The sequence below is a fragment of the Bacillus sp. F9_6S_D1_P_5 genome, from assembly GCF_054823925.1.
The window spans coordinates 111,845-131,675 of the sequence record NZ_JBTREW010000014.1 but is presented as its reverse complement, the minus strand read 5'-3'; the positions used below and the strand labels follow the sequence as shown (position 1 = coordinate 131,675).

At 36.1% G+C, this 19,831-nt stretch carries 19 protein-coding genes; 4 read left to right on the top strand and 15 right to left on the bottom strand.

Annotated elements, in window-relative coordinates; genetic code table 11:
* Positions 1-124: 124 nt before the first annotated feature.
* From ctaG to ctaB, 6 genes are all read right to left on the bottom strand, one after another.
* Complete coding sequence (gene ctaG, locus ACUXEY_RS18440; RefSeq protein WP_166701975.1) at positions 125-1,030, bottom strand: cytochrome c oxidase assembly factor CtaG; 906 nt, start codon at positions 1,028-1,030, stop codon at positions 125-127.
* A gap of 85 nt (positions 1,031-1,115) precedes the next feature.
* The gene (ctaF, locus tag ACUXEY_RS18435; RefSeq protein ID WP_000985699.1) at positions 1,116-1,448 is read right to left on the bottom strand and encodes a cytochrome c oxidase subunit IVB; all 333 of its coding nucleotides are present in this window, start codon (positions 1,446-1,448) and stop codon (positions 1,116-1,118) included.
* A 3-nt stretch (positions 1,449-1,451) separates the two neighbouring features.
* Positions 1,452-2,075: a cytochrome c oxidase subunit III gene (ctaE, locus tag ACUXEY_RS18430; protein ID WP_000557861.1), complete on the bottom strand. Its 624-nt coding sequence runs from the start codon at positions 2,073-2,075 to the stop codon at positions 1,452-1,454.
* Complete coding sequence (ctaD, locus tag ACUXEY_RS18425) at positions 2,075-3,910, bottom strand: cytochrome c oxidase subunit I (protein ID WP_461301280.1); 1,836 nt, start codon at positions 3,908-3,910, stop codon at positions 2,075-2,077. Before ctaD ends, ctaE begins: the two co-directional genes overlap by 1 nt.
* A gap of 60 nt (positions 3,911-3,970) precedes the next feature.
* Positions 3,971-5,020: a cytochrome c oxidase subunit II gene (gene coxB, locus ACUXEY_RS18420; protein WP_048530648.1), complete on the bottom strand. Its 1,050-nt coding sequence runs from the start codon at positions 5,018-5,020 to the stop codon at positions 3,971-3,973.
* Between the two features lie 93 nt (positions 5,021-5,113).
* Positions 5,114-6,037 (bottom strand): protoheme IX farnesyltransferase, encoded by a 924-nt coding sequence (gene ctaB / locus ACUXEY_RS18415; protein WP_001015052.1) that lies wholly within the window; start codon positions 6,035-6,037, stop codon positions 5,114-5,116.
* A gap of 497 nt (positions 6,038-6,534) precedes the next feature.
* On the opposite strand from ctaB, the gene ctaA reads away from it, so the two are divergent.
* Positions 6,535-7,470, top strand: coding sequence for a heme A synthase (gene ctaA / locus ACUXEY_RS18410; protein ID WP_166701973.1), 936 nt, complete (start codon positions 6,535-6,537; stop codon positions 7,468-7,470).
* Between the two features lie 86 nt (positions 7,471-7,556).
* Here the strand turns inward: ctaA and pyc are convergent, their stop codons facing one another.
* From pyc to ACUXEY_RS18395, 3 genes are all read right to left on the bottom strand, one after another.
* A complete protein-coding gene (gene pyc, locus ACUXEY_RS18405) occupies positions 7,557-11,003 on the bottom strand; it encodes a pyruvate carboxylase (RefSeq protein WP_166701972.1) in 3,447 nt (1,148 codons plus the stop codon).
* A 333-nt stretch (positions 11,004-11,336) separates the two neighbouring features.
* The gene (gene ftsW, locus ACUXEY_RS18400; RefSeq protein ID WP_429599626.1) at positions 11,337-12,518 is read right to left on the bottom strand and encodes a putative lipid II flippase FtsW; all 1,182 of its coding nucleotides are present in this window, start codon (positions 12,516-12,518) and stop codon (positions 11,337-11,339) included.
* Positions 12,519-12,643: 125 nt separating this feature from the next.
* Positions 12,644-12,931 (bottom strand): Fpa/YlaN family protein, encoded by a 288-nt coding sequence (locus ACUXEY_RS18395; protein WP_000135695.1) that lies wholly within the window; start codon positions 12,929-12,931, stop codon positions 12,644-12,646.
* A 150-nt stretch (positions 12,932-13,081) separates the two neighbouring features.
* On the opposite strand from ACUXEY_RS18395, the gene ACUXEY_RS18390 reads away from it, so the two are divergent.
* Positions 13,082-13,579, top strand: coding sequence for a peptidyl-prolyl cis-trans isomerase (locus ACUXEY_RS18390; protein ID WP_166701970.1), 498 nt, complete (start codon positions 13,082-13,084; stop codon positions 13,577-13,579).
* Between the two features lie 47 nt (positions 13,580-13,626).
* On the opposite strand, the gene ACUXEY_RS18385 is transcribed toward ACUXEY_RS18390, so the two are convergent.
* Both ACUXEY_RS18385 and ACUXEY_RS18380 read right to left on the bottom strand, forming a co-directional pair.
* Positions 13,627-14,955 (bottom strand): PhoH family protein, encoded by a 1,329-nt coding sequence (locus tag ACUXEY_RS18385; protein ID WP_000358079.1) that lies wholly within the window; start codon positions 14,953-14,955, stop codon positions 13,627-13,629.
* Positions 14,956-15,195: 240 nt separating this feature from the next.
* A complete protein-coding gene (locus ACUXEY_RS18380; RefSeq protein ID WP_166701969.1) occupies positions 15,196-15,657 on the bottom strand; it encodes a pyridoxamine 5'-phosphate oxidase family protein in 462 nt (153 codons plus the stop codon).
* 145 nt (positions 15,658-15,802) lie between these two features.
* On the opposite strand from ACUXEY_RS18380, the gene ACUXEY_RS18375 reads away from it, so the two are divergent.
* Positions 15,803-16,003 carry a YlaI family protein gene (locus ACUXEY_RS18375; RefSeq protein WP_033662466.1) on the top strand — a complete coding sequence of 67 codons (201 nt, stop codon included), beginning with the start codon at positions 15,803-15,805 and terminating at the stop codon, positions 16,001-16,003.
* A 35-nt stretch (positions 16,004-16,038) separates the two neighbouring features.
* On the opposite strand, the gene ACUXEY_RS18370 is transcribed toward ACUXEY_RS18375, so the two are convergent.
* The 3 genes from ACUXEY_RS18370 to typA all read right to left on the bottom strand — a co-directional run bounded on the left by ACUXEY_RS18370 (position 16,039) and on the right by typA (position 18,634).
* Positions 16,039-16,314: a hypothetical protein gene (locus ACUXEY_RS18370; protein WP_166701968.1), complete on the bottom strand. Its 276-nt coding sequence runs from the start codon at positions 16,312-16,314 to the stop codon at positions 16,039-16,041.
* A gap of 14 nt (positions 16,315-16,328) precedes the next feature.
* On the bottom strand, positions 16,329-16,631 hold the full coding sequence (locus tag ACUXEY_RS18365; RefSeq protein ID WP_087958542.1) for a YlaH-like family protein: 303 nt from the start codon (positions 16,629-16,631) through the stop codon (positions 16,329-16,331).
* Positions 16,632-16,789: 158 nt separating this feature from the next.
* A complete protein-coding gene (gene typA, locus ACUXEY_RS18360; RefSeq protein WP_000914759.1) occupies positions 16,790-18,634 on the bottom strand; it encodes a translational GTPase TypA in 1,845 nt (614 codons plus the stop codon).
* A 140-nt stretch (positions 18,635-18,774) separates the two neighbouring features.
* Here typA and ACUXEY_RS18355 point away from each other — a divergent pair, with 140 nt between their 5' ends.
* Entirely contained in the window at positions 18,775-18,954 is a 180-nt protein-coding gene (locus ACUXEY_RS18355) for a DUF5325 family protein (RefSeq protein ID WP_000400130.1), read from the top strand.
* 44 nt (positions 18,955-18,998) lie between these two features.
* On the opposite strand, the gene ACUXEY_RS18350 is transcribed toward ACUXEY_RS18355, so the two are convergent.
* Complete coding sequence (locus tag ACUXEY_RS18350) at positions 18,999-19,790, bottom strand: inositol monophosphatase family protein (RefSeq protein WP_461301278.1); 792 nt, start codon at positions 19,788-19,790, stop codon at positions 18,999-19,001.
* Between the last annotated feature and the right edge of the window lie 41 nt (positions 19,791-19,831).

Here is a 19,831-nt window from a genome sequence, read left to right as displayed (position 1 = left end):
TTTTCCTCTTTTTTATCAGTGTTGACACATAAAAAGAGGTTCAGACACAAAAATAGGCTGTGGAGAAGACTTTCTCCACAGCCTGAAAATAAAAACGAGTGCATCATACTTGATGCACTCGTTTTTATTTCGTCTGTAAATACGGAGGTAATTGTTGCAACTGTTCTTTATCCTTTTCACGCTCTCTACGTGCCCACCTAAAAAATACATAGCCAATAATCGTACCGTACACTATTTCCTGGACAATTTTCATAATGATGCCGCCTGTTTGTTGATCTTGTACGACCGGCATCCAGTGTAAAAATTCCGGTCCAGTTATATTCAAATCAGATAAAGTTCCCGCTGGTACACATAGTTCCATCGCCTTCATCCAAGCAGCCGAATCCGTATACGTTGCAAACAACGGTGACGTCGCAAAAATAATTAACGCGCAAGCTGGCGTTAATAATATACCGTTAGCAAACATATAACCAAGTTTCTTTATATCACTTAACGTTTGATATTCTGGTAATGGATTTAGCATTGGCCACCACATCATGATTGCTGTAAAGAACAATATAGCGAGACAAATAGGATGAGCAATTTGACTTTGTTTTACTGTATCAAAAACAACTGGTAAATGATAAAAAGAAAACAGGCCATTAAATACAAACAATGCAATAAGTGGCTGAGCAAATATCTTCAATATAATTTGAACGAACTTAAAAGAAGTAATATAACGATATAACCAAACTGGTATACCTAGCAACAATAACGGTGGAACGGCAATATACATGACTGCCATTTCAAACATATGTGCACTAAATATAATATGACCAATTAAATCAATAGGCCCTCCCTTTACAAAATACAAAAGAACAATCCCGGTCGTAAAATAAAAAACTTGCTTCTTACTTACCTTTGTCGCATGTTCAAATCGCATTCTATATGGTCCAATAATTAAAAAGTACCCGATAAGGATTGAAAGCATAAATAGTAAAAAGATCGGACTCCATAGAGCTTGAAAACCAAATATCCACAAGTTACTCATTGTCACACCTACCTTCTTAAGGTTACCTTTTCACATAACATGAAGAGGGAGCTGTGACGACACAAGCTCCCTTATTCTTCACTTTTCAAATCCACACAATTGTCATAAAAGCTAAAATTGTAATTAACCCGATTAACAGACCAGAATAAAGAAAGAAACTTGCTGCTTCATGTCCTTTATGACTCATATGCATAAAATAATACAATTGAAAAATTACTTGTACCACCGCTAATAGTAAAATAAATGGTACTGAGAAAGTCGGACTAAAAGTTTTCGGATATGCTACTGCTGCAAATGCAACTAATGTTAAAAAAATCATTAATGCAAATGTAATAACTTGATGCTTCATTTCCTCCGCACTTTTTCTCTTCCGATAAACAAGATCAACTTTAGGATTATTCGTTTGCTTTATCGCCATTGTTTATCCCACCATTCCCATCAAATATACTACAGTGAAAATAAACACCCAAACTACGTCAATAAAGTGCCAATAAATCGATGCAACATAAAACTTCGGTGCATTGTATAAATTTAGACCTCTCTTCGCATTTCTAAAGATTAATGTTAAAATCCAACATAATCCAAACAATACGTGGAGTCCATGTGTACCAACAAGAGCATAAAACGCGGAACCAAATGCACTACTTCTCATAGTATGCTTAAATTCATGCGTATAATGATAAAACTCATATATCTCAAATCCTAAAAAACCTAAACCTAACAGCACTGTTACTAGTAGCCACAGTTGCATTTTTTTAAAGTTAAAGTTTTTCATATGATACATTGCATATACGCTCGTTAAACTACTCGTTAATAAAAGCATCGTCATAATGAAAACGAGTGGCATTTGGAACATCTCTTGAGATGTTGGTCCACCATTTGTAGAATTCTTTAACGCCAAATATGTGCCAAATAAGGAAGCGAACAATACTGTTTCGCCTCCAAGAAATAACCAAAAACCGACAAACTTATTTTTCCCCTCAAGGGTTGCTTTTTCAGGCTCTGCTGGAAATGTTTCATTCGTTAATTTTTCATCTACATGCATTATGCCTTGCCCCCCTTATCTTCTAAATCTTCCTTATGAATATGATATCCGTGATCATCGATTACTGAACGTAGGAACATTGCGCCAAATGTAATGATTAAACCGATAATTGCTACTAATAACCAAAACTTATCTTTTCCACTCTGCATATACATTGCACCGAATGCCGCTATAAACAATCCTAAAGAAATGACAAATGGTGAAAATGATGGATTCGGCATATGAATATCACCAACTGGTTCCGCCGCTGTCATCTCTTTATTCCCTTCACGTTTTTCAATCCAAAACGGATCTAACCCGCGAACAAATGGTAATTGTTTAAAGTTATATTCTGGTGTAGGTGCTGGCATTGTCCATTCTAATGTACGAGCATCCCATGGATCACGACCAGCCTTTTCTTTTGAAACTGTCGTTTTAATTACATTGAATAGAAGAACAATCGTTCCAAGAGCCATAAATACCGCTCCAATAGAACTAATCATATTCCCCATTTCCAACCCTTGACCTTCAAGATATGTGTAGTAACGACGTGGCATACCAATTAACCCAAGGAAATGCTGTATGAAGAACGTTAAATGGAAACCGATAAAGAATAGCCAAAATGTTATCTTCCCTAACGTTTCATTCAATACTTTATTAAACATCAGTGGCCAATAATAATGAGCTCCTGCAAGTAAACCAAATACAACACCGCCGACGATTACATAATGAAAGTGAGCTACTACGAAATAGTTATCATGAAATTGATAATCCGCTGGCGCAGATGCTAGCATAACACCTGTAACTCCTCCCATTACGAATGATGGAATGAAAGCCACCGCCCACATCATAGGTGTCGTAAAACGAATACTTCCTCCCCACATTGTAAAGAGCCAGTTGAATATTTTGATACCGGTCGGTACTGCAATCGCCATTGTTGCAACTGAGAAAATAGCATTTGCAACTGGACCAAGCCCAACAGTAAACATATGATGCGCCCATACCATAAATCCTAAGAATCCAATTAATACTGTCGCGAACACCATCGACGAATAACCAAATAATCGTTTTTTCGAAAATGTCGCAAAGATTTCTGAGAATATTCCGAAAGCTGGGAGTATAAGAATGTATACTTCTGGATGACCGAAAATCCAGAATAAATGCTCCCATATAATCGTATTCCCGCCCAATGCTGGATTAAAGAAACTTGTTCCAAATAAACGATCTAACATTAAAAGTCCTAATCCTACAGTTAACGGCGGAAAAGCGAATAATATTAGCGAAGATGTTACAAATGTCGTCCATGTAAACATCGGCATACGCATATACGTCATCCCTGGTGCACGCATATTAATAATAGTTACAAGGAAGTTAATACCTCCAATTAATGTACCAATACCGGAGATTTGTAAGCCGAGTACATAAAAATCAACACCATGGCCTTTAGAAGCTAAAGCTAAAGATGCATAAGATGTCCATCCTGCATCAGGTGCTCCACCTAAAAACCAACTTAAATTTAAAAATACTCCACCAAAGAAAAATAACCAAAATCCAAGTGAATTTAAAAACGGGAACGCTACATCACGTGCACCAATTTGAAGTGGTACAGCGGCGTTCATAAATGCAAACACGAGTGGCATAGCTGCGAGGAAAATCATTGTTGTACCGTGCATCGTTAATACTTGATTATAAGCATCCCCAACAAGAAAAGCGTTGTTAGGAATCGCTAATTGAAGGCGAATAAATAGAGCTTCTATTCCGCCTATTACAAAAAACAATCCACCTGCAATTAAATAGAGAATGGCAATCTTTTTATGGTCTACTGTCGTTAAATAATCCCATATGACAGCACCCATCCCCTGTTTTTTTGCTACAGAACTCACGTTTTCAACCTCCCCTTCGCGAATAATCCCTCTTTACTTTTCAACTTTTAACGTTTGTAAGTATGCATTTAATGCATCAATTTGATCATCCGTTAAGTTGCCATATTTACCAGTCATTTTATTTCCTGGTTTCATATTTTCAGGATCTTTCAACCATTTTTTTAAGTTTTCTTCATTGTTTTCGGCAATGCCGGCAACTGTATCGCGATCCGCAAAGTTTGCTAAGTTTGGTGCGATACGAGCGGAAGGTGGTCTACTATCATTAGATCCAACTGCGTGACAACCAATACAGCTTTTATTAAATATTTCTTGGCCTTCTTGCGCCTTCGTTGAAGCTACTTCTTTCTTCCCATCAATCTTCTTCATATCAGCAAGCCACTGTTTGTACTCGCTTTCATCTAAAGCTTTCACTTTGAATTGCATTAAAGAATGTGATGGGCCGCAAAATTCTGTACAAAAACCATTATAAGTGCCCGATTTATCTGCCTTTAACCACATTTTGTTCACATTATCTGTATTTGTATCCATTTTCCCAGCTAAAGATGGAACCCAAAACGAATGTTTAATATCGGCACCCTTCAAATTCAAATACACTTTCTTACCTGTGGGGATGACTAAATCTTGAGAAGTTACTATTTTTTCTGATTTATAAGAAAATTCCCACCAATAAAGATTCGCTGTTACATCAACAACGATAGTATCTTTATCAATATTCTTTTTCTCCATCGCACTTACATCAGCAAGTTTGAATGTATATGTAACCGTTGGAACAGCTAAGATTAACAAAAGAATAATCGGAATAACTGTCCATATAATTTCTAGTTTGTGATTCCCTTCAACTTGCTCTGGAATATAATCTTCCTGACCTTTCTTTTGTCGGAAACGCACAATTACATATAAGAAAATAATAGTAACTACTAATACTACTCCTACCATGATTGCACTTGCTAGTAAGAGCAGATCATATTGCATTTTTGCTACTTCTCCTTGCGGAATTAAAGTAGATTGAAAGGCTTTACCGCATCCCCCTAACAGTAAAGCCAGCAGTGAAACGAACGAAAGCAGTCGCCACTGTTTCTTCATACAAACAACCCCCACTTTCCTTGTGAATTAGATTGTACTTTATAGTTAAGTAAAGTAAATCTCAACGTAAAGAAATCCAATTATGTCGTTGTCTTAGAAGAATGTAACTACAATCATTGATACAAATAAGATTGTTAAATAATTTAGGGAATAAACAAACATTTGCACAGACCATTTGATGTCATCTTTCTTACGGAAGCCATAAAATCCTAAAACGATCCATCCGATGTTAAGCAGTGTTGCAATTACCATAAATGTTATCCCTAGTCCACTCATATAAAATGGTAGTGGTAATAAACATACTGTCCAAATCATAATTTGGCGTTTCGTAATTTCAAATCCATGAACTACAGGAAGCATTGGAATTCCTGCATTTCGATATTCATCAACACGTTTCATTGCTAATGCAAGGAAATGTGGGATTTGCCAAATAAACATAATCAAAAATAGCATCCAAGCAATTGGATGACCTAAAGATGGATCGATTGCTGCCCATCCAATTAAAGGTGGAACTGCACCAGAGATACTGCCTACTACAGTATTTAGTGTATACTTTCTCTTTGTCCATAAACTATATAGAACAACATATGTGAAAGCACCAATAAACCCCATTAACACTGCCATTGGTGTTGTTAATAATAAAAATACAAATCCAAGAAGTAATATAACTAATCCAAATGTAAGTGCAAATCCTGGTTTATACTTTCCAGTAACCGTTGGACGGGTCTTTGTTCTTTCCATTAATGGATCGATGTCTCGATCAATGTAGTTGTTTAAACAACATACCCCTGCCATAACTAATCCAGAACCAACGATTGTAAAAAATAACTTATCCAGATTGTCCATCACACTTAATCCATTAAAGTGTAATGCCAACCAAAATCCTGTAAATACAGTAAGTGTATTTGAGTTTACAATCCCCATTTTAACGAGTGCTTTTAAATCTTGTAACCGAGTTGTTTCCGGTATACTTGTAACAGCAGACTCATCATGCAGCTCACTTGTTGCATGGTTCATCACTTTAACCCCCTCTTAAAACTTTCATCTTTCTTTTTGCGCCTATTTCAAATGAAATATTTCGCCTCTATATAGCAATATTATTACAGTAGAAACATTGTTAACCCATTCTACTACTAATCTACGCCCATACTCCAATATATTAAATCATATTTCCCGAACATTTTGTGAAGAAAACATGAACTTTTTGTGTCGAATATAAAAAACGTAATTGTTACTTATCCATATCATAACATGATGTTACCTTCTATAATAAACTTTTTTGTCATATTTAACACGTATTCTCCCCATTTCTTTTCAAAATAGCCTATTTTTCACCTAAAAATTTCCTTATATATCTTATTTCCACACCCATTTTCTCTCCCCTGTCTCCACCCGCCATTTCTTTGCTATTTTATTATTTTTTATATATCATAGGAACTAGCGCGTTTTATTCTATACATAATGGAATGAAAATATTTCGCAATAACTTCATAGCAGAAAGATGGTGAAAGAGATTGCAACGCTTTATTAAATGGTTAGCAGTCATTACGAGTCTTGATTTATTAATAGTTTTATTAGGAGGCGCCTTAGTTACAAAAACAGGTTCTGGCCAAGGATGCGGTAAATCATGGCCACTTTGTAACGGTGAATTTGTTCCATCTAATTTATCAATGGAAACTATTATTGAACTAAGTCATCGCCTTACATCAGGATCAGCAGGAATTCTTGTCACTCTCCTTTGTATTTTGTCCTGGAAATATTATAAACATGTGCGCGAAACAAAAACGTTAGCAATTTTATCCTTCGTATTTTTAGTTGCACAAGCATTAATGGGAGCCGCAGCAGTTGTTTGGGGGCAAATGCCAGCTGTACTTGCTATCCATTTCGGTATTTCCTTAATTTCATTTGCTTCTGTTATTTTATTAACGTGTCTGATCTTTGAAATTGACCAAAAATTTGATGCACGTTCACTTATTATGGACAAAAAAATGAAATTTCATATTTACGGTGTAACAATTTACTGTTATCTCGTTGTCTACACAGGTGCTTTAGTACGTCACGAACGAGCTAGCTTAGCCTGTCCAGACTTTCCTTTGTGTAGCAAAAATAGACCTATGCCAACTCAGTTACATGAATGGGTTCAAATGGGACATAGAGTTGCAGCGATGTTAATTTTCGCTTGGATACTATACGCGATGATTCTCGCTATTCGTCATTACAAGCAGCAGCCTGTCGTATACTGGGGATGGATTATTTCATTTATCCTTGTTACACTTCAAGCTATCGTAGGAATTTTAGTCGTATTTACAAATGCTAGTTTAGCAATGGCATTATTACATTCACTATTCATTTCTTGCTTGTTTGCTGTACTGTGCTATTTAGTTATGTTAGGTACAAGAAGTAAAGTGAATGCAAAAGAATCTGCATCAACTTCTAAACAAACAAAATAAATCCACATTAAAATACCTTGCCGAATTGGCAAGGTATTTTTTCTTAATAAAGAAAAAGAGCTGCATTTACACAGCTCTTTTCTATTTTAGTGATCTAATTCAATAAGTAAGTCACCCGTTTGAATTGCATCTCCATCGTTAACATATACTTTTTTCACTTTACCATTGAATGGCGCTTGAACTGTCGTTTCCATTTTCATCGCTTCTGTAATTGCCATAGAATCGCCTTTTTTCACTTCATCGCCTTCTTTTACAACTACTTTAATAACCGTTCCTGGCATTGTTGCGCTAATGTGGTTTGGATTTTCACGATTTCCTTTCACACGTTGTGCCACTGTTGCTTTCACACTTTCGTCTTTCACAACAATCTCACGTGGTTGACCGTTAAACTCCAAGTAAAGAACACGATTTCCATCTGGCTGAGGCTCTCCAATTGATACTAGTTTAACCATCAACGTTTTACCTTGTTCGATTTCCACATCAATTTCTTCACCAAGTCTCATGCCATAGAAGAATGTCGCTGTATCAAGAACAGATACATTTCCATAAAGCTCAGCGACTTTTTCGTAATCCATAAATACTTTTGGATATAATGCATATGCAACTACATCAAAAATCGTCACTTCGCGTCCAAGTTTATGGAACAACTCTTCTTTTAACGCGTCGAAATCTACTGGCTCTAATAATTCACCTGGTCTTACTGTTAATGGCTCTTTCCCTTTTAAAATAATTTCTTGTAACTGTTTCGGGAAACCACCATATGGTTGTCCTAAATCTCCTGAGAACATTTCAACAACAGATCCCGGGAAGTCCATAGAATGCCCACGCTCTAAAACATCTTGTTCTGTTAAGTGATTTTGCACCATAAATAATGCCATATCACCGACAACTTTTGATGATGGCGTTACTTTAACGATGTCACCAAACATGTCATTCACACGTCGATACATTACTTTTACTTCATCGAAGCGATCCCCTAAACCAACCGCTTTCGCTTGTTGTTGTAAATTACTATACTGTCCGCCTGGCATTTCGTGCATATATACCTCTGTATGAGGAGCATTCATACCACTTTCAAACGGTGCGTAGTATTTACGTACATCTTCCCAGTAATGAGATAGTTTTTCTAATGAATCTATATTAACGTCTGGCTGTCTTTCGTTTCCACCTAACGCATAGTATAGCGTGTTCGCACTTGGTTGTGACGTTTGACCAGCCATAGAACTCACTGCTACATCGACAATATCAACACCAGCTTCAATTGCTTTCGTATACGTTAATATACCATTCCCACTCGTATCGTGTGTGTGCAGGTGAATCGGAATCGATACCGTCTCTTTTAACGCTGAAACTAGATCATATGCTGCATTTGGTTTTAGTAAGCCCGCCATATCTTTAATACCTAAAATGTGAGCTCCTGATGCTTCCAACTCTTTTGCTAAATTTTTATAGTAGTTTAAATCATATTTACTACGTAACGGATCATGAATATCTCCTGTGTAACACATTGTTGCTTCTGCAATTTTACCAGTATCTCGTACAGCATCAATCGCAACTCTCATACCTTCTACCCAGTTTAAACTATCAAAAATACGGAACACATCAATTCCAGCTTGAGCAGAACATTCCACAAACTTTTGAATTAAATTATCCGGATAGTTTTTGTAACCAACTGCATTTGAAGAACGAAGTAACATTTGGAATAAAACGTTTGGCATTTTTTCACGAAGATCTAGCAATCGTTCCCATGGATCTTCTTTTAAGAAACGATACGCAACATCAAACGTTGCACCGCCCCACATTTCCGCTGAGAATAGGTTCGGTAACATTCTCGCTGTCGGTTCTGCAATTTGATGTAAATCTTTTGTACGAATACGAGTTGCAAGTAATGACTGATGTGCATCACGGAATGTTGTATCTGTTAAAAGTACACGTTTTTGATCTTGTACCCATTTCACTAATCCGTCTGCTCCACGCTCATCCAAAATTTGTTTCGTTCCATTTTGGATTGGCTCAGAATGTAATACATTCGGTATACGAGCATCTGGGAAAATTGGTTTCTCTTTTTTCCCTACTCCCGGGAAACCATTTACTGTTACTGTCCCAATGTAATTTAACATTTTCGTTCCGCGGTCTTTACGTTTTGGGAACAAGAATAGTTCAGGTGACGCATCAATAAATGAAGTGTCATATTCTCCTGATAAGAAGTTTTTATGTTTTACTACATTCTCTAGGAATGGAATATTTGTTTTAATACCACGAATACGGAATTCTTTTAAGTTACGTTCCATTTTCGCAGCAGCTTGTTCAAAAGTGAGTGCCCATGTTGTAACTTTTACAAGTAAAGAATCATAGTACGGTGTAATAACAGCACCTTGGAAACTATTACCTGTATCAAGACGAACACCGAAACCACCACCTGATCGGTATGCCATAATTTTTCCTGTATCCGGCATAAAATTATTTAGTGGATCCTCAGTCGTTACACGTGATTGTATTGCAAACCCATGTACAACAACTTCCTCTTGCTTTGGAACACCGACTATTTTGCTATGTAATGCATGTCCATCAGCTATTAAAATTTGTGATTGAACGATGTCTACTCCTGTAATCATTTCTGTAATCGTATGTTCAACTTGAACACGTGGATTTACTTCAATGAAATAGAAATTATCATCTTTTACAAGGAATTCAACTGTTCCTGCGTTTAAATAGTTTACATTTTTCGTTAACTTCACAGCAGCGTCACAAATACGTTGACGTAAATCATCTGAAAGTGACACACTAGGTGCAATTTCTACAACTTTTTGATGACGACGTTGTACAGAACAGTCTCGCTCGTATAAATGAACAACATTGCCCTCTTCATCTGCTAAAATTTGAACTTCTATATGTTTAGGTTTTTCAACGAATTTTTCTACGTATACTTCATCATTACCAAAGGCTGCTTTTGCTTCTGACTTCGCTCGATTATACGATTCTCTTAATTCTTCACTAGTACGTACAATACGCATACCACGACCGCCACCGCCAAGGGAAGCTTTAATAATAATCGGGTAATCATACTTTTCAGCAAATTCTTCGACTTCTTCTATTGAATCTACTGGACCGTCACTACCAGGAATAACTGGAATTTGTGCTAGCTGCGCTTGTGTTCTTGCTTTCACTTTATCTCCAAACATATCTAAATGCTTACTCTTTGGACCGATAAAGATAATTCCTTCTTCTTCACAACGTTTTGCGAATTGAATATTTTCTGACAAGAAACCATATCCAGGGTGGATTGCATCTACATGATTACTTTTTGCAATCTCAATAATGCCCTCAATATCTAGATAAGCATCAATTGGCTTTTTCCCTTCCCCAACTAAATAGGACTCATCGGCTTTATAACGATGATAAGAACCACTATCCTCTTTAGAATAGATTGCAACTGTTTTTAATCCAAGTTCCGAACAAGCTCGAAACACACGAATTGCAATCTCTCCACGGTTAGCTACCAATACTTTTTGAATACGTTGCAGCTTTGTCATGATTTTCCCCCTCTACTTTCCTACCACTCTAGAGATAAAATATATACACACCATAAAGAGCGTGAAGTTCTTCACTTTCTACATTATATTATACTTAGAAAGCTTCACTTTATTTTTATCCATCATACCTTATTTTTTAACAAATGATAAGTTTTCTGATCAAATTGTTTCACAAAAATAGTATAGCATACCTCTTCCTTTTCTAACAACTTAATTGTATATCACATTAAATTAAATGTGATATATCTTTTAGTATTAATACGAATTAATGTATCATATTTGAAGTTTCTTGAAAATAAAAAACACATCGCGCTTTAAAGCACAATGTGTTTTTTATTTCACAACTACAAGACGTGGTCCATCTTGTTCTCTTTCTTTCATTTCCTCATTTTGCTGCTTCTCTTGTCGCTTTACGTGACTAGCAACATTTAATAATATACCCATCGCAATTAGATTAGCCAATAAAGAACTACCACCATAACTAATAAACGGTAAAGGTACCCCTGTAAGCGGTATTAATCCAGACATACCACCAACATTAACAAAAGTTTGTATCCCAAGTAAACTTGCAATTCCGATCGCAATTAAACTCCCAAATGGATCTTTACATTTTTGCGCTACTCTAAACGAACGAATGATAATAAGTAATAAACAGATCAAAATGATAGCTACTCCTATAAACCCTAGTTCTTCAGATATAATCGCCATAATAAAATCCGTTTGCGGCTCTGGTAAGTAGCCATACTTTTGTATACTGTTTCCTAGTCCTCTACCATTTAACCCACCTGAAGCAATTCCAATAAAGGAGTTCACTAATTGAAATCCATCATTTTGAGGATCACTAAATGGATCAAGAAAAACTGAAAATCGGGCTTTTTGGTATTTACTTAATTTATAGTCTCCAATAAAATACAACGCAGGAATCCACACGACAGATGTTAATAAAAATCTTTTTATCCACAAGTTAACATTAACTCCTGAACAGAAGAACATAATTAACACTGTTCCACCTATTAATATGTCAGTCCCTAAGTCATTTTGTAATAAAATTAATACCACCGATCCACCGACAACAACTAGGGGAGGTATTATCCCTTGGAAAAAAGGGGTTTGCCTCTCTTGTTTCTTAGCAAAAAAACTTGCTAGCGTAATAATAACTACTATTTTTACAAACTCAGCTGGTTGTATACCTAGTATCCATCCTCTTGCACCATTGATTTCCTTACCGAAAAGGAGAGCTGCTGTTAGTAAGGCAATACTCCCTAGCCCCATCGCTGTTAGAACTATTTTTTTCCTCCACAATTTGTAAGGGATTATAACGACAATCACAAGCATTACCGTTCCAATAGCAAGAGCAACTAATTGTTTTTTAAAAAAATGATCTGCTGGCCAGTTATATTTCGATAAAATTGCGACAATGGAACTAGAACTATATACCATTATAACTCCCAACACACATAAGATAACAAGAGGAAGTAACAATGAGTAATCCATTGATTTCCATACTCTTTTCATTTCATTTCCTCTCTCTGTTTCAATTTAATTATTGTTGTATTCCATATGTACATTGATTCTTCCTGCTTTATTATACAAATAAAAAGCCCAAACTTTTTCAGTTTGAGCCCCCTTATTTGAACCCGTTATTGTTGTTTGTTTGTAAATGCTTCATGAAGTGCAGATAACTCACGTTCAAGCTCTCCTAACATTGCTTTCCCTTGTTCTTCTGCAATAAGACCAAGGCGAACTGCAAAATCGACCTCGCGGGATAGTCCAAACATTTGTGTGTCTAACACTTCTTCATATAATGGACATTGCGGCATTGTAAGATGGTCCATTTGCACCTTAATAAGTCTTAAAATCTTCTCCGCATCCGCTTGTAGAAGGGCTAGTGCCTTTTCCTGATGATTTGATACTGTCTCAGACGCCAAATTGATTCCCTCCGTTTCCGTCCTACTCTCTCCTATCTATTAATATTAGCGATAGTTTTAATAAATTGCAATAGAAACATTTTTTGTGACAATAGTGTCTAATACTATTATACTGAAAAGTGGGAGTATAACACAAATGGGGGAACAACAATGAGCGAAATTTTATTTATTAATGGAAAAGTTCGTTTTCCAATCACTATCGATCCAACCGTTTGGATCTTTGATGATCGAAAAGTAGATTTGACAACTTACTTTGATGAAACGAGAGAAAACATATCAGAACTAGAAACTTATTTAAAAAATACTTCAGAGCATTGGGACCGAGAAATTCGTGATGGTGCTGCGTTTCCACCGATACAACAAAGTGTAAAGAAATATAAAAAAGAACAGCTAATTACTGGAACGTTCGGCATACCATTCCATCCTTTTCTTGCTAACGCCGAGATTTTAGATGACGCTACGCAAGTCGACATTGAAACAGTAGATCAAACAATAACGCTTCCGTTAGAAACTGTCAAAAATGCTATTCTTGGTTTTTCAAATGAAGGGAAACCATTAAAAGAAGATGGACCCGTTCATCTATATTACAATGATGGATCTAATAGACAAAACCCGATCCGTAACATCCGTAAATTTACCATTATTTAAAGTGTATATTCGAAAGAAAAAAGGAGTGAGCCAAGGCTCACTCCTTTTTATAATAAATCTGCTGCTAGTTGAGCTAAATTAGATCGCTCCCCTTTAACAAATTTCACATGACCACTAATACGTTGCTCTTTAAACTTCTCTACAACATATGTTAAACCGTTATTATACTCATCCAAATACGGATGATCAATTTGCTGAGGATCTCCCATTAATACGATTTTACTTTTTTCTCCTACCCTTGTTAGTATCGTTTTCACTTCATGCTTCGTTAAATTTTGCGCTTCGTCAATTATAATGAACTGATCTGGAATACTTCTTCCGCGTATATAGGTAAGGGCCTCTACTTCAATCGAACCCATTCCAGCTAAAATAGCATCTAACTCTCCTGGCTTTTTCGTATTAAATAAATACTCTAGATTATCAAAAATCGGTTGCATCCACGGTCTTAACTTTTCTTCTTTTTCTCCTGGTAAATAACCGATATCTTTTCCGACCGGAACAATTGGCCTTGCAACGAGTAGTTTTTTATATAACCCTAAATCTTCCGTTTGCATGAGTCCCGAAGCTAAAGCTAGCAATGTTTTTCCTGTACCAGCTTTCCCCGTCAAGGTTACTAGCGGAATATCTTCACGGAGCAACAATTCTAATCCCATAATTTGCTGCACATTTCGTGGTCGTATTCCCCATACTTGTTCATTGTGAAAAATAAGTTTCTTTACCTTCTTACCTAAATGATCCACAATGCCAAGTGCTGAACTAGATCCCCCTAATGCATCTTTCATTACTACAAACTGATTTGGATAAAAAGGATGATTTGCAATTTCGGATAAAGGCAATTCACCTTTTTCATAAAAATAATCCAATTGCTCTTTTGATATATACCCTTCTAAAAATCCTGAATATATATTGTCTACTTCAATTACACGGTCGCTTAAATAATCTTCCGCTTTCAAACCAATTGCATCGGCTTTTACCCTTACGAGCACGTCTTTACTTACTAAAATAACAGACTTCCCGTCCTCTTTTTCTTGTTCTTCTAAAGATAGATTTTTTGCTACAGCTAAAATTCGATTATCATTTGTCTTTTCTACAAAAATATCTTGTAGTTGGACAAATGAGCGATGGTTTAATTCAATACGAAATGTACCGCCGTTTTCTAGCGGAATACTTTCATGCAGCTTTCCTATTTCACGAAATTTGTCTATTAACTTAGATACATAACGAGCGTTTCGTCCTACTTCATCCATATAACGTTTTTTCGAATCAACCTCTTCTAATACAACTGCTGGAATCACTACTTCATTGGTTTCAAATGAAAAAATAGATAAAGGATCCTGCAAAAGTACATTCGTATCTAACACATAAATTTTATCCAACCTGTTACCCCCTGACTCCACTTTTAAATTTGTAGAACAAGGGTTTCATCCATAAAATATGGACGAACCATTGTTATAATTATATGTACCGTATAAACGAGGTAGAATCGAAATTCATAGCCATTAAACCTTTTATTTATTTTTTATTCATTTCTATTCAATATATTACTTTTAATTATAATTATTAACATAAAATCACAATAACTGATTTAAAAAGTTTATAACTGACTTTCTTATTTATCACATTGATAATTCTTTTATCCCTACTAACACTTGGTTATCCAGCTTTTTCGCTGCACGAATATCATATGTTTTTTCATACGTTGGTTCAGTTGCAAGTTTCGCTCCATAAAACATAACATCACGTACTTCTTGTACATTTACTTCTATTACAGTTAATTTTAGAGGAATGCCTTCCATTCTATCAGTCAAAATTTTACCTGCACCACTTATGGAAAATACGGATTCATTCGCCATTATAGTCAATACCACCCCAGTACTATGCCGTATATTTTCCACAATACGTGAACGTTGATCTACTGCAAATCGAATACTAGTTTCACTCACTGCATACACCCAAGAAATAGCACTTACGTTAGGAACTTGTTTTTCGAAATCTGTTGTTGCTACCATAACAATACACTCTTTACGTAACGTTTGTACCAAATCATCTGTTAATGTAGGCTCTACTACATTCGCCATATTTCCACCTCCAAATATACTTAATATATCCTTATCATAACTTATTTTTCGAATTGCGAAAATATTATTTTTTCCCACTATTATTCAAAAACATTATACTTCCATGATATACTTATACTGATAGAATTCGTATTGAGGTGACGAAATGAGAGTCAAATGTATGATTTGTGATAAAAAAGATATGTTAGATGATGAAAATCCTATGGCAAAAAAACTGCGTAATCGCCCTATTCATACATATATGTGCATGGAATGTTCAGAACGAATTGCTGAGCGTACTATAGAACGCCATGCGAGTGGTAATTTCCGATTATATCGTGATAAAAAAGTAGAAGACGATTGGTAAAACTCAAATAAGTCCTTATCTATATGATTAAGGACTTATTTGTATTTTTCTGGTTCACGATTCATTTGGTCCAAGAAACAATCAATAGCTTCTAATGGAAACCTTGCAGATTTTCTTTCCCCATTGATTTCATATGAAATCAAATACATTTCTTCGTTCTTTTCAACTTCCACATTCTTTAATTTGTGCTCTTCATATATCATATTTTGAAATAGTAAATACGTTTCTTTTGCTGCGTTATCATCTGGACGTGCTTCGGCAACTGTTTTAATTGTTAACCAATTATATAACGCATCTTGCACTGAACGCATAAAACCCCGCCCCCTCATCCTGCTTTTTGTTGTCTTGCTTGATGTAATCGCAACCTATAAATCCCAAGCACAATTGCCGCTACAACAAGCCCCTCTCCAACAGGTAAAAAAACTGCAAAGAAAGTTAAAACTGTACATCCAATCGCTAACGATATATATATCACTATATTTTTTACTATTGATAATTTTCTTGCAAAACCTAAATTATACACAAGTGCACTTAATATAATAATAACGCCATACAGTAACCACATCCCTAGTTCTGGATTTTCATCAACTTTACATAATTTCGCAAAAAACGACATCCTTTCTAACATAATTCATCCCCCTTCTCACAAAAAAACAAATTTTATTTATGTACTTAATACAAGAGTAACCCGCAAAAAAAATACTGTCCACAAAAAAAGCGTAAATATTCCAAAAATAAATACAGTAAAAAAAACAGCTACCCCTCAAAGGTAGCTGTTCTAATATTTTACGCTTCTACAGATTTCTTTTTCTTCGCAGCTCTTTCGCGCTCGCTCTTATCAAGAATCTTTTTACGTAAACGAATTGATTCTGGAGTTACTTCACAGAACTCGTCATCGTTTAAGTACTCTAATGACTCTTCTAAAGTCATTAAGCGTGGTTTTTTCATTGTTGAAGTTTGATCTTTCGTTGCAGAACGAATGTTAGTTTGTTGTTTCATTTTCACAACGTTAACTGTTAAGTCATTCTCGCGAGTGTGTTCTCCAACAATCATACCAGCATATACTTCTGTACCTGGTTCAACGAAGATTACACCACGGTCTTCAACTTGCATAATACCATATTGTGATGCTTTTCCTGTTTCAAGTGAAACTAGAACACCTTGGCGACGTCCACCAACTTGTCCAGCGTGTACTGGTTGGTAGCAATCGAATGTATGGTTTAAAATACCGTAACCACGAGTTAATGTTAAGAATTCTGTTGTGTAACCAATTAAACCACGTGCTGGGACCATGAAAGTAAGGCGAACTTGACCGTTTCCGTTATTCACCATATCTAACATTTCACCTTTACGTGCACCCATAGATTCCATAATAGAACCAGTGTATTCTTCAGGTACATCGATTTGTACGCGCTCTACAGGCTCACATCTTACGCCATCAACTTCTTTAATGATTACTTCTGGCTTAGATACTTGTAGTTCATAACCTTCACGACGCATGTTTTCAATTAGGATAGATAAGTGTAATTCCCCACGTCCAGATACGATCCATGCATCAGGAGAATCTGTATTATCTACACGTAAACTTACATCTGTTTCTAATTGTGAACGAAGACGCTCTTCAATTTTACGAGATGTGATGTATTTACCTTCACGACCTGCAAATGGACTGTTATTTACAAGGAACGTCATTTGTAGTGTTGGCTCATCAATACGTAATAATGGTAACGCATCTTCATGCTCAACTGGACATACTGTTTCACCAACGTTAATATCTTCCATACCTGAAACGGCTACTAAGTCACCAGCTTTTGCTTCTTCAATTTCTTGACGTTTTAATCCAATGTAACCGAATAATTTTGTTACACGGAATTGTTTTACACTTCCGTCAACTTTCATTAAAGCAACTTGTTGTCCTACTTTCATTGTACCGCGGAATACACGGCCAACCCCAATACGTCCAACATAGTCATTGTAATCAAGAAGTGCTACTTGGAATTGAAGTGGCTCTTCGCTGTTATCGATTGGCGCTGGAATATGTTCAATAATTGTATCAAATAATGATTTCATATTCTCTTCTTGATTTGCTGGGTTTGAATCTAGGCTTGCTGTTCCGTTCATTGCTGATGCAAATACAACTGGGAACTCTAATTGATCTTCGTTTGCACCAAGTTCGATGAATAAATCGATTACTTCATCAACTACTTCATCAGGACGAGCGAAGTCACGGTCAATTTTGTTTACAACTACGATTGGAGTTAAGTTTTGCTCAAGAGCTTTCTTTAAAACAAATCGTGTTTGTGGCATACAACCTTCATATGCATCAACAACAAGTAAAACACCATCAACCATTTTCATGATACGTTCTACTTCTCCACCGAAGTCAGCGTGACCTGGTGTATCTAAAATGTTAATTCTTTTATCTTCATAGTGAATCGCTGTATTTTTTGCTAAAATTGTAATACCGCGTTCTCTTTCTAGATCATTTGAATCCATTGCGCGCTCTTCAACGTGTTCGTTCGCACGGAAAGTCCCCGCTTGACGTAATAACTGGTCAACAAGTGTTGTTTTACCATGGTCAACGTGGGCAATAATTGCTATATTACGTAAATCTTGTCGTTTTTTCAACATGTCCAACTCCTAATGTCTTTTTAATCCTTCTCTATTATAAGAGCGAAGGGGATACAATAGCAATTAAAATAAAATCAAGAATGAAAATATAGTTGTATTCTTACTTTTGTGAAAGTAAAATGAGATTGGAGGGTGAAGAAATGGAACACATTCAATATCGCTTTTTATTAACTGCAATTATCGGTGTTATCTTCTTAATCGGTATCGGCATTATGGTTGCTGAAAATAGTCCAATCGGTGTTATTATTTGCATTATCGGCACATTTGTTACAGTTGGATACGGTTTTGTAACAAAAAGAAAAATGCGTAAATCGCAATAACGTCAAAAAGTAAGAAGCGTGTATACAGCCTCTTACTTTTTTTGTTACTCCGATATAAACGATAACACCTCTTCATACACCCCTGGTTTCGCAACTAATACGCTGCTCTTCTCTATAATAGAAAGCGTTGCTCCAGAGAATGTTGTCACCTTGCCTCCAACTTCCTCCACTATTATCTGTCCCCCACCAAAATCCCATGGTGATAATCTCGGCGTTACATATGCATCTATTCTCCCTGTTGCAACATATACCATCTCTAATGCGGCACAGCCATATGATCTTGTGCCCCTTGCTTTCTTAACAAGTGCCATCATACTCTCCATATTGAGTAATGGATTGTCGGTAAGCCATATCGCATTTAAAGCTACAATCCCTTGCTCTACAGTCCCTTTTTCTAATAAAGGTATTGGTACTTCATTGCAAAAAGCTCCAGTCCCTTTTAGCGCATGATATAATTCATCATGAACTGGATCATAAATAAGTCCAATTTTTCCGATACCGTTCTCATAAATTCCAATTGAAATTGCAAAATTTCTCTTTTGATGAACAAAGTTCATCGTGCCATCAATTGGATCAATTAACCAAACAACCCCATCAGAAGAAGTTACCTCATCTCCATAGCCTTCTTCCCCTAAAATATTATGATTCGGGAATGTCTCTTTAATTTTCCCCATTAAAAACTGTTCTATTTCTCGGTCCATATTTGTTACTAAATCAGCTGCATTGGATTTCGTTTCTATAATAAGTGCTTTTTTCATTGATGCCATTAAACGCTCTCCCGCATCTCGAATCCACTGTTTGGCGTGTGCATCGATGTCTTTCCATACTTCTTGCATGTTTAAACACTCCGATCTATACTGTTCACAGAAAAAACGAA

What these genes read in the sequence shown, in the direction of transcription:
- ctaG (WP_166701975.1), bottom strand. Translation starts at nt 1,030, where the DNA reads ATGAGTAACTTGTGGATATTTGGTTTTCAAGCTCTATGGAGTCCGATC.
- ctaF (WP_000985699.1), bottom strand. Translation starts at nt 1,448, where the DNA reads ATGGCGATAAAGCAAACGAATAATCCTAAAGTTGATCTTGTTTATCGG.
- ctaE (WP_000557861.1), bottom strand. Translation starts at nt 2,075, where the DNA reads ATGCATGTAGATGAAAAATTAACGAATGAAACATTTCCAGCAGAGCCT.
- ctaD (WP_461301280.1), bottom strand. Translation starts at nt 3,910, where the DNA reads ATGGGTGCTGTCATATGGGATTATTTAACGACAGTAGACCATAAAAAG.
- coxB (WP_048530648.1), bottom strand. Translation starts at nt 5,020, where the DNA reads ATGAAGAAACAGTGGCGACTGCTTTCGTTCGTTTCACTGCTGGCTTTA.
- ctaB (WP_001015052.1), bottom strand. Translation starts at nt 6,037, where the DNA reads ATGAACCATGCAACAAGTGAGCTGCATGATGAGTCTGCTGTTACAAGT.
- pyc (WP_166701972.1), bottom strand. Translation starts at nt 11,003, where the DNA reads ATGACAAAGCTGCAACGTATTCAAAAAGTATTGGTAGCTAACCGTGGA.
- ftsW (WP_429599626.1), bottom strand. Translation starts at nt 12,518, where the DNA reads ATGAAAAGAGTATGGAAATCAATGGATTACTCATTGTTACTTCCTCTT.
- ACUXEY_RS18390 (WP_166701970.1), top strand. Translation starts at nt 13,082, where the DNA reads ATGAGCGAAATTTTATTTATTAATGGAAAAGTTCGTTTTCCAATCACT.
- ACUXEY_RS18380 (WP_166701969.1), bottom strand. Translation starts at nt 15,657, where the DNA reads ATGGCGAATGTAGTAGAGCCTACATTAACAGATGATTTGGTACAAACG.
- ACUXEY_RS18375 (WP_033662466.1), top strand. Translation starts at nt 15,803, where the DNA reads ATGAGAGTCAAATGTATGATTTGTGATAAAAAAGATATGTTAGATGAT.
- ACUXEY_RS18370 (WP_166701968.1), bottom strand. Translation starts at nt 16,314, where the DNA reads ATGCGTTCAGTGCAAGATGCGTTATATAATTGGTTAACAATTAAAACA.
- ACUXEY_RS18365 (WP_087958542.1), bottom strand. Translation starts at nt 16,631, where the DNA reads ATGTTAGAAAGGATGTCGTTTTTTGCGAAATTATGTAAAGTTGATGAA.
- typA (WP_000914759.1), bottom strand. Translation starts at nt 18,634, where the DNA reads ATGTTGAAAAAACGACAAGATTTACGTAATATAGCAATTATTGCCCAC.
- ACUXEY_RS18355 (WP_000400130.1), top strand. Translation starts at nt 18,775, where the DNA reads ATGGAACACATTCAATATCGCTTTTTATTAACTGCAATTATCGGTGTT.
- ACUXEY_RS18350 (WP_461301278.1), bottom strand. Translation starts at nt 19,790, where the DNA reads ATGCAAGAAGTATGGAAAGACATCGATGCACACGCCAAACAGTGGATT.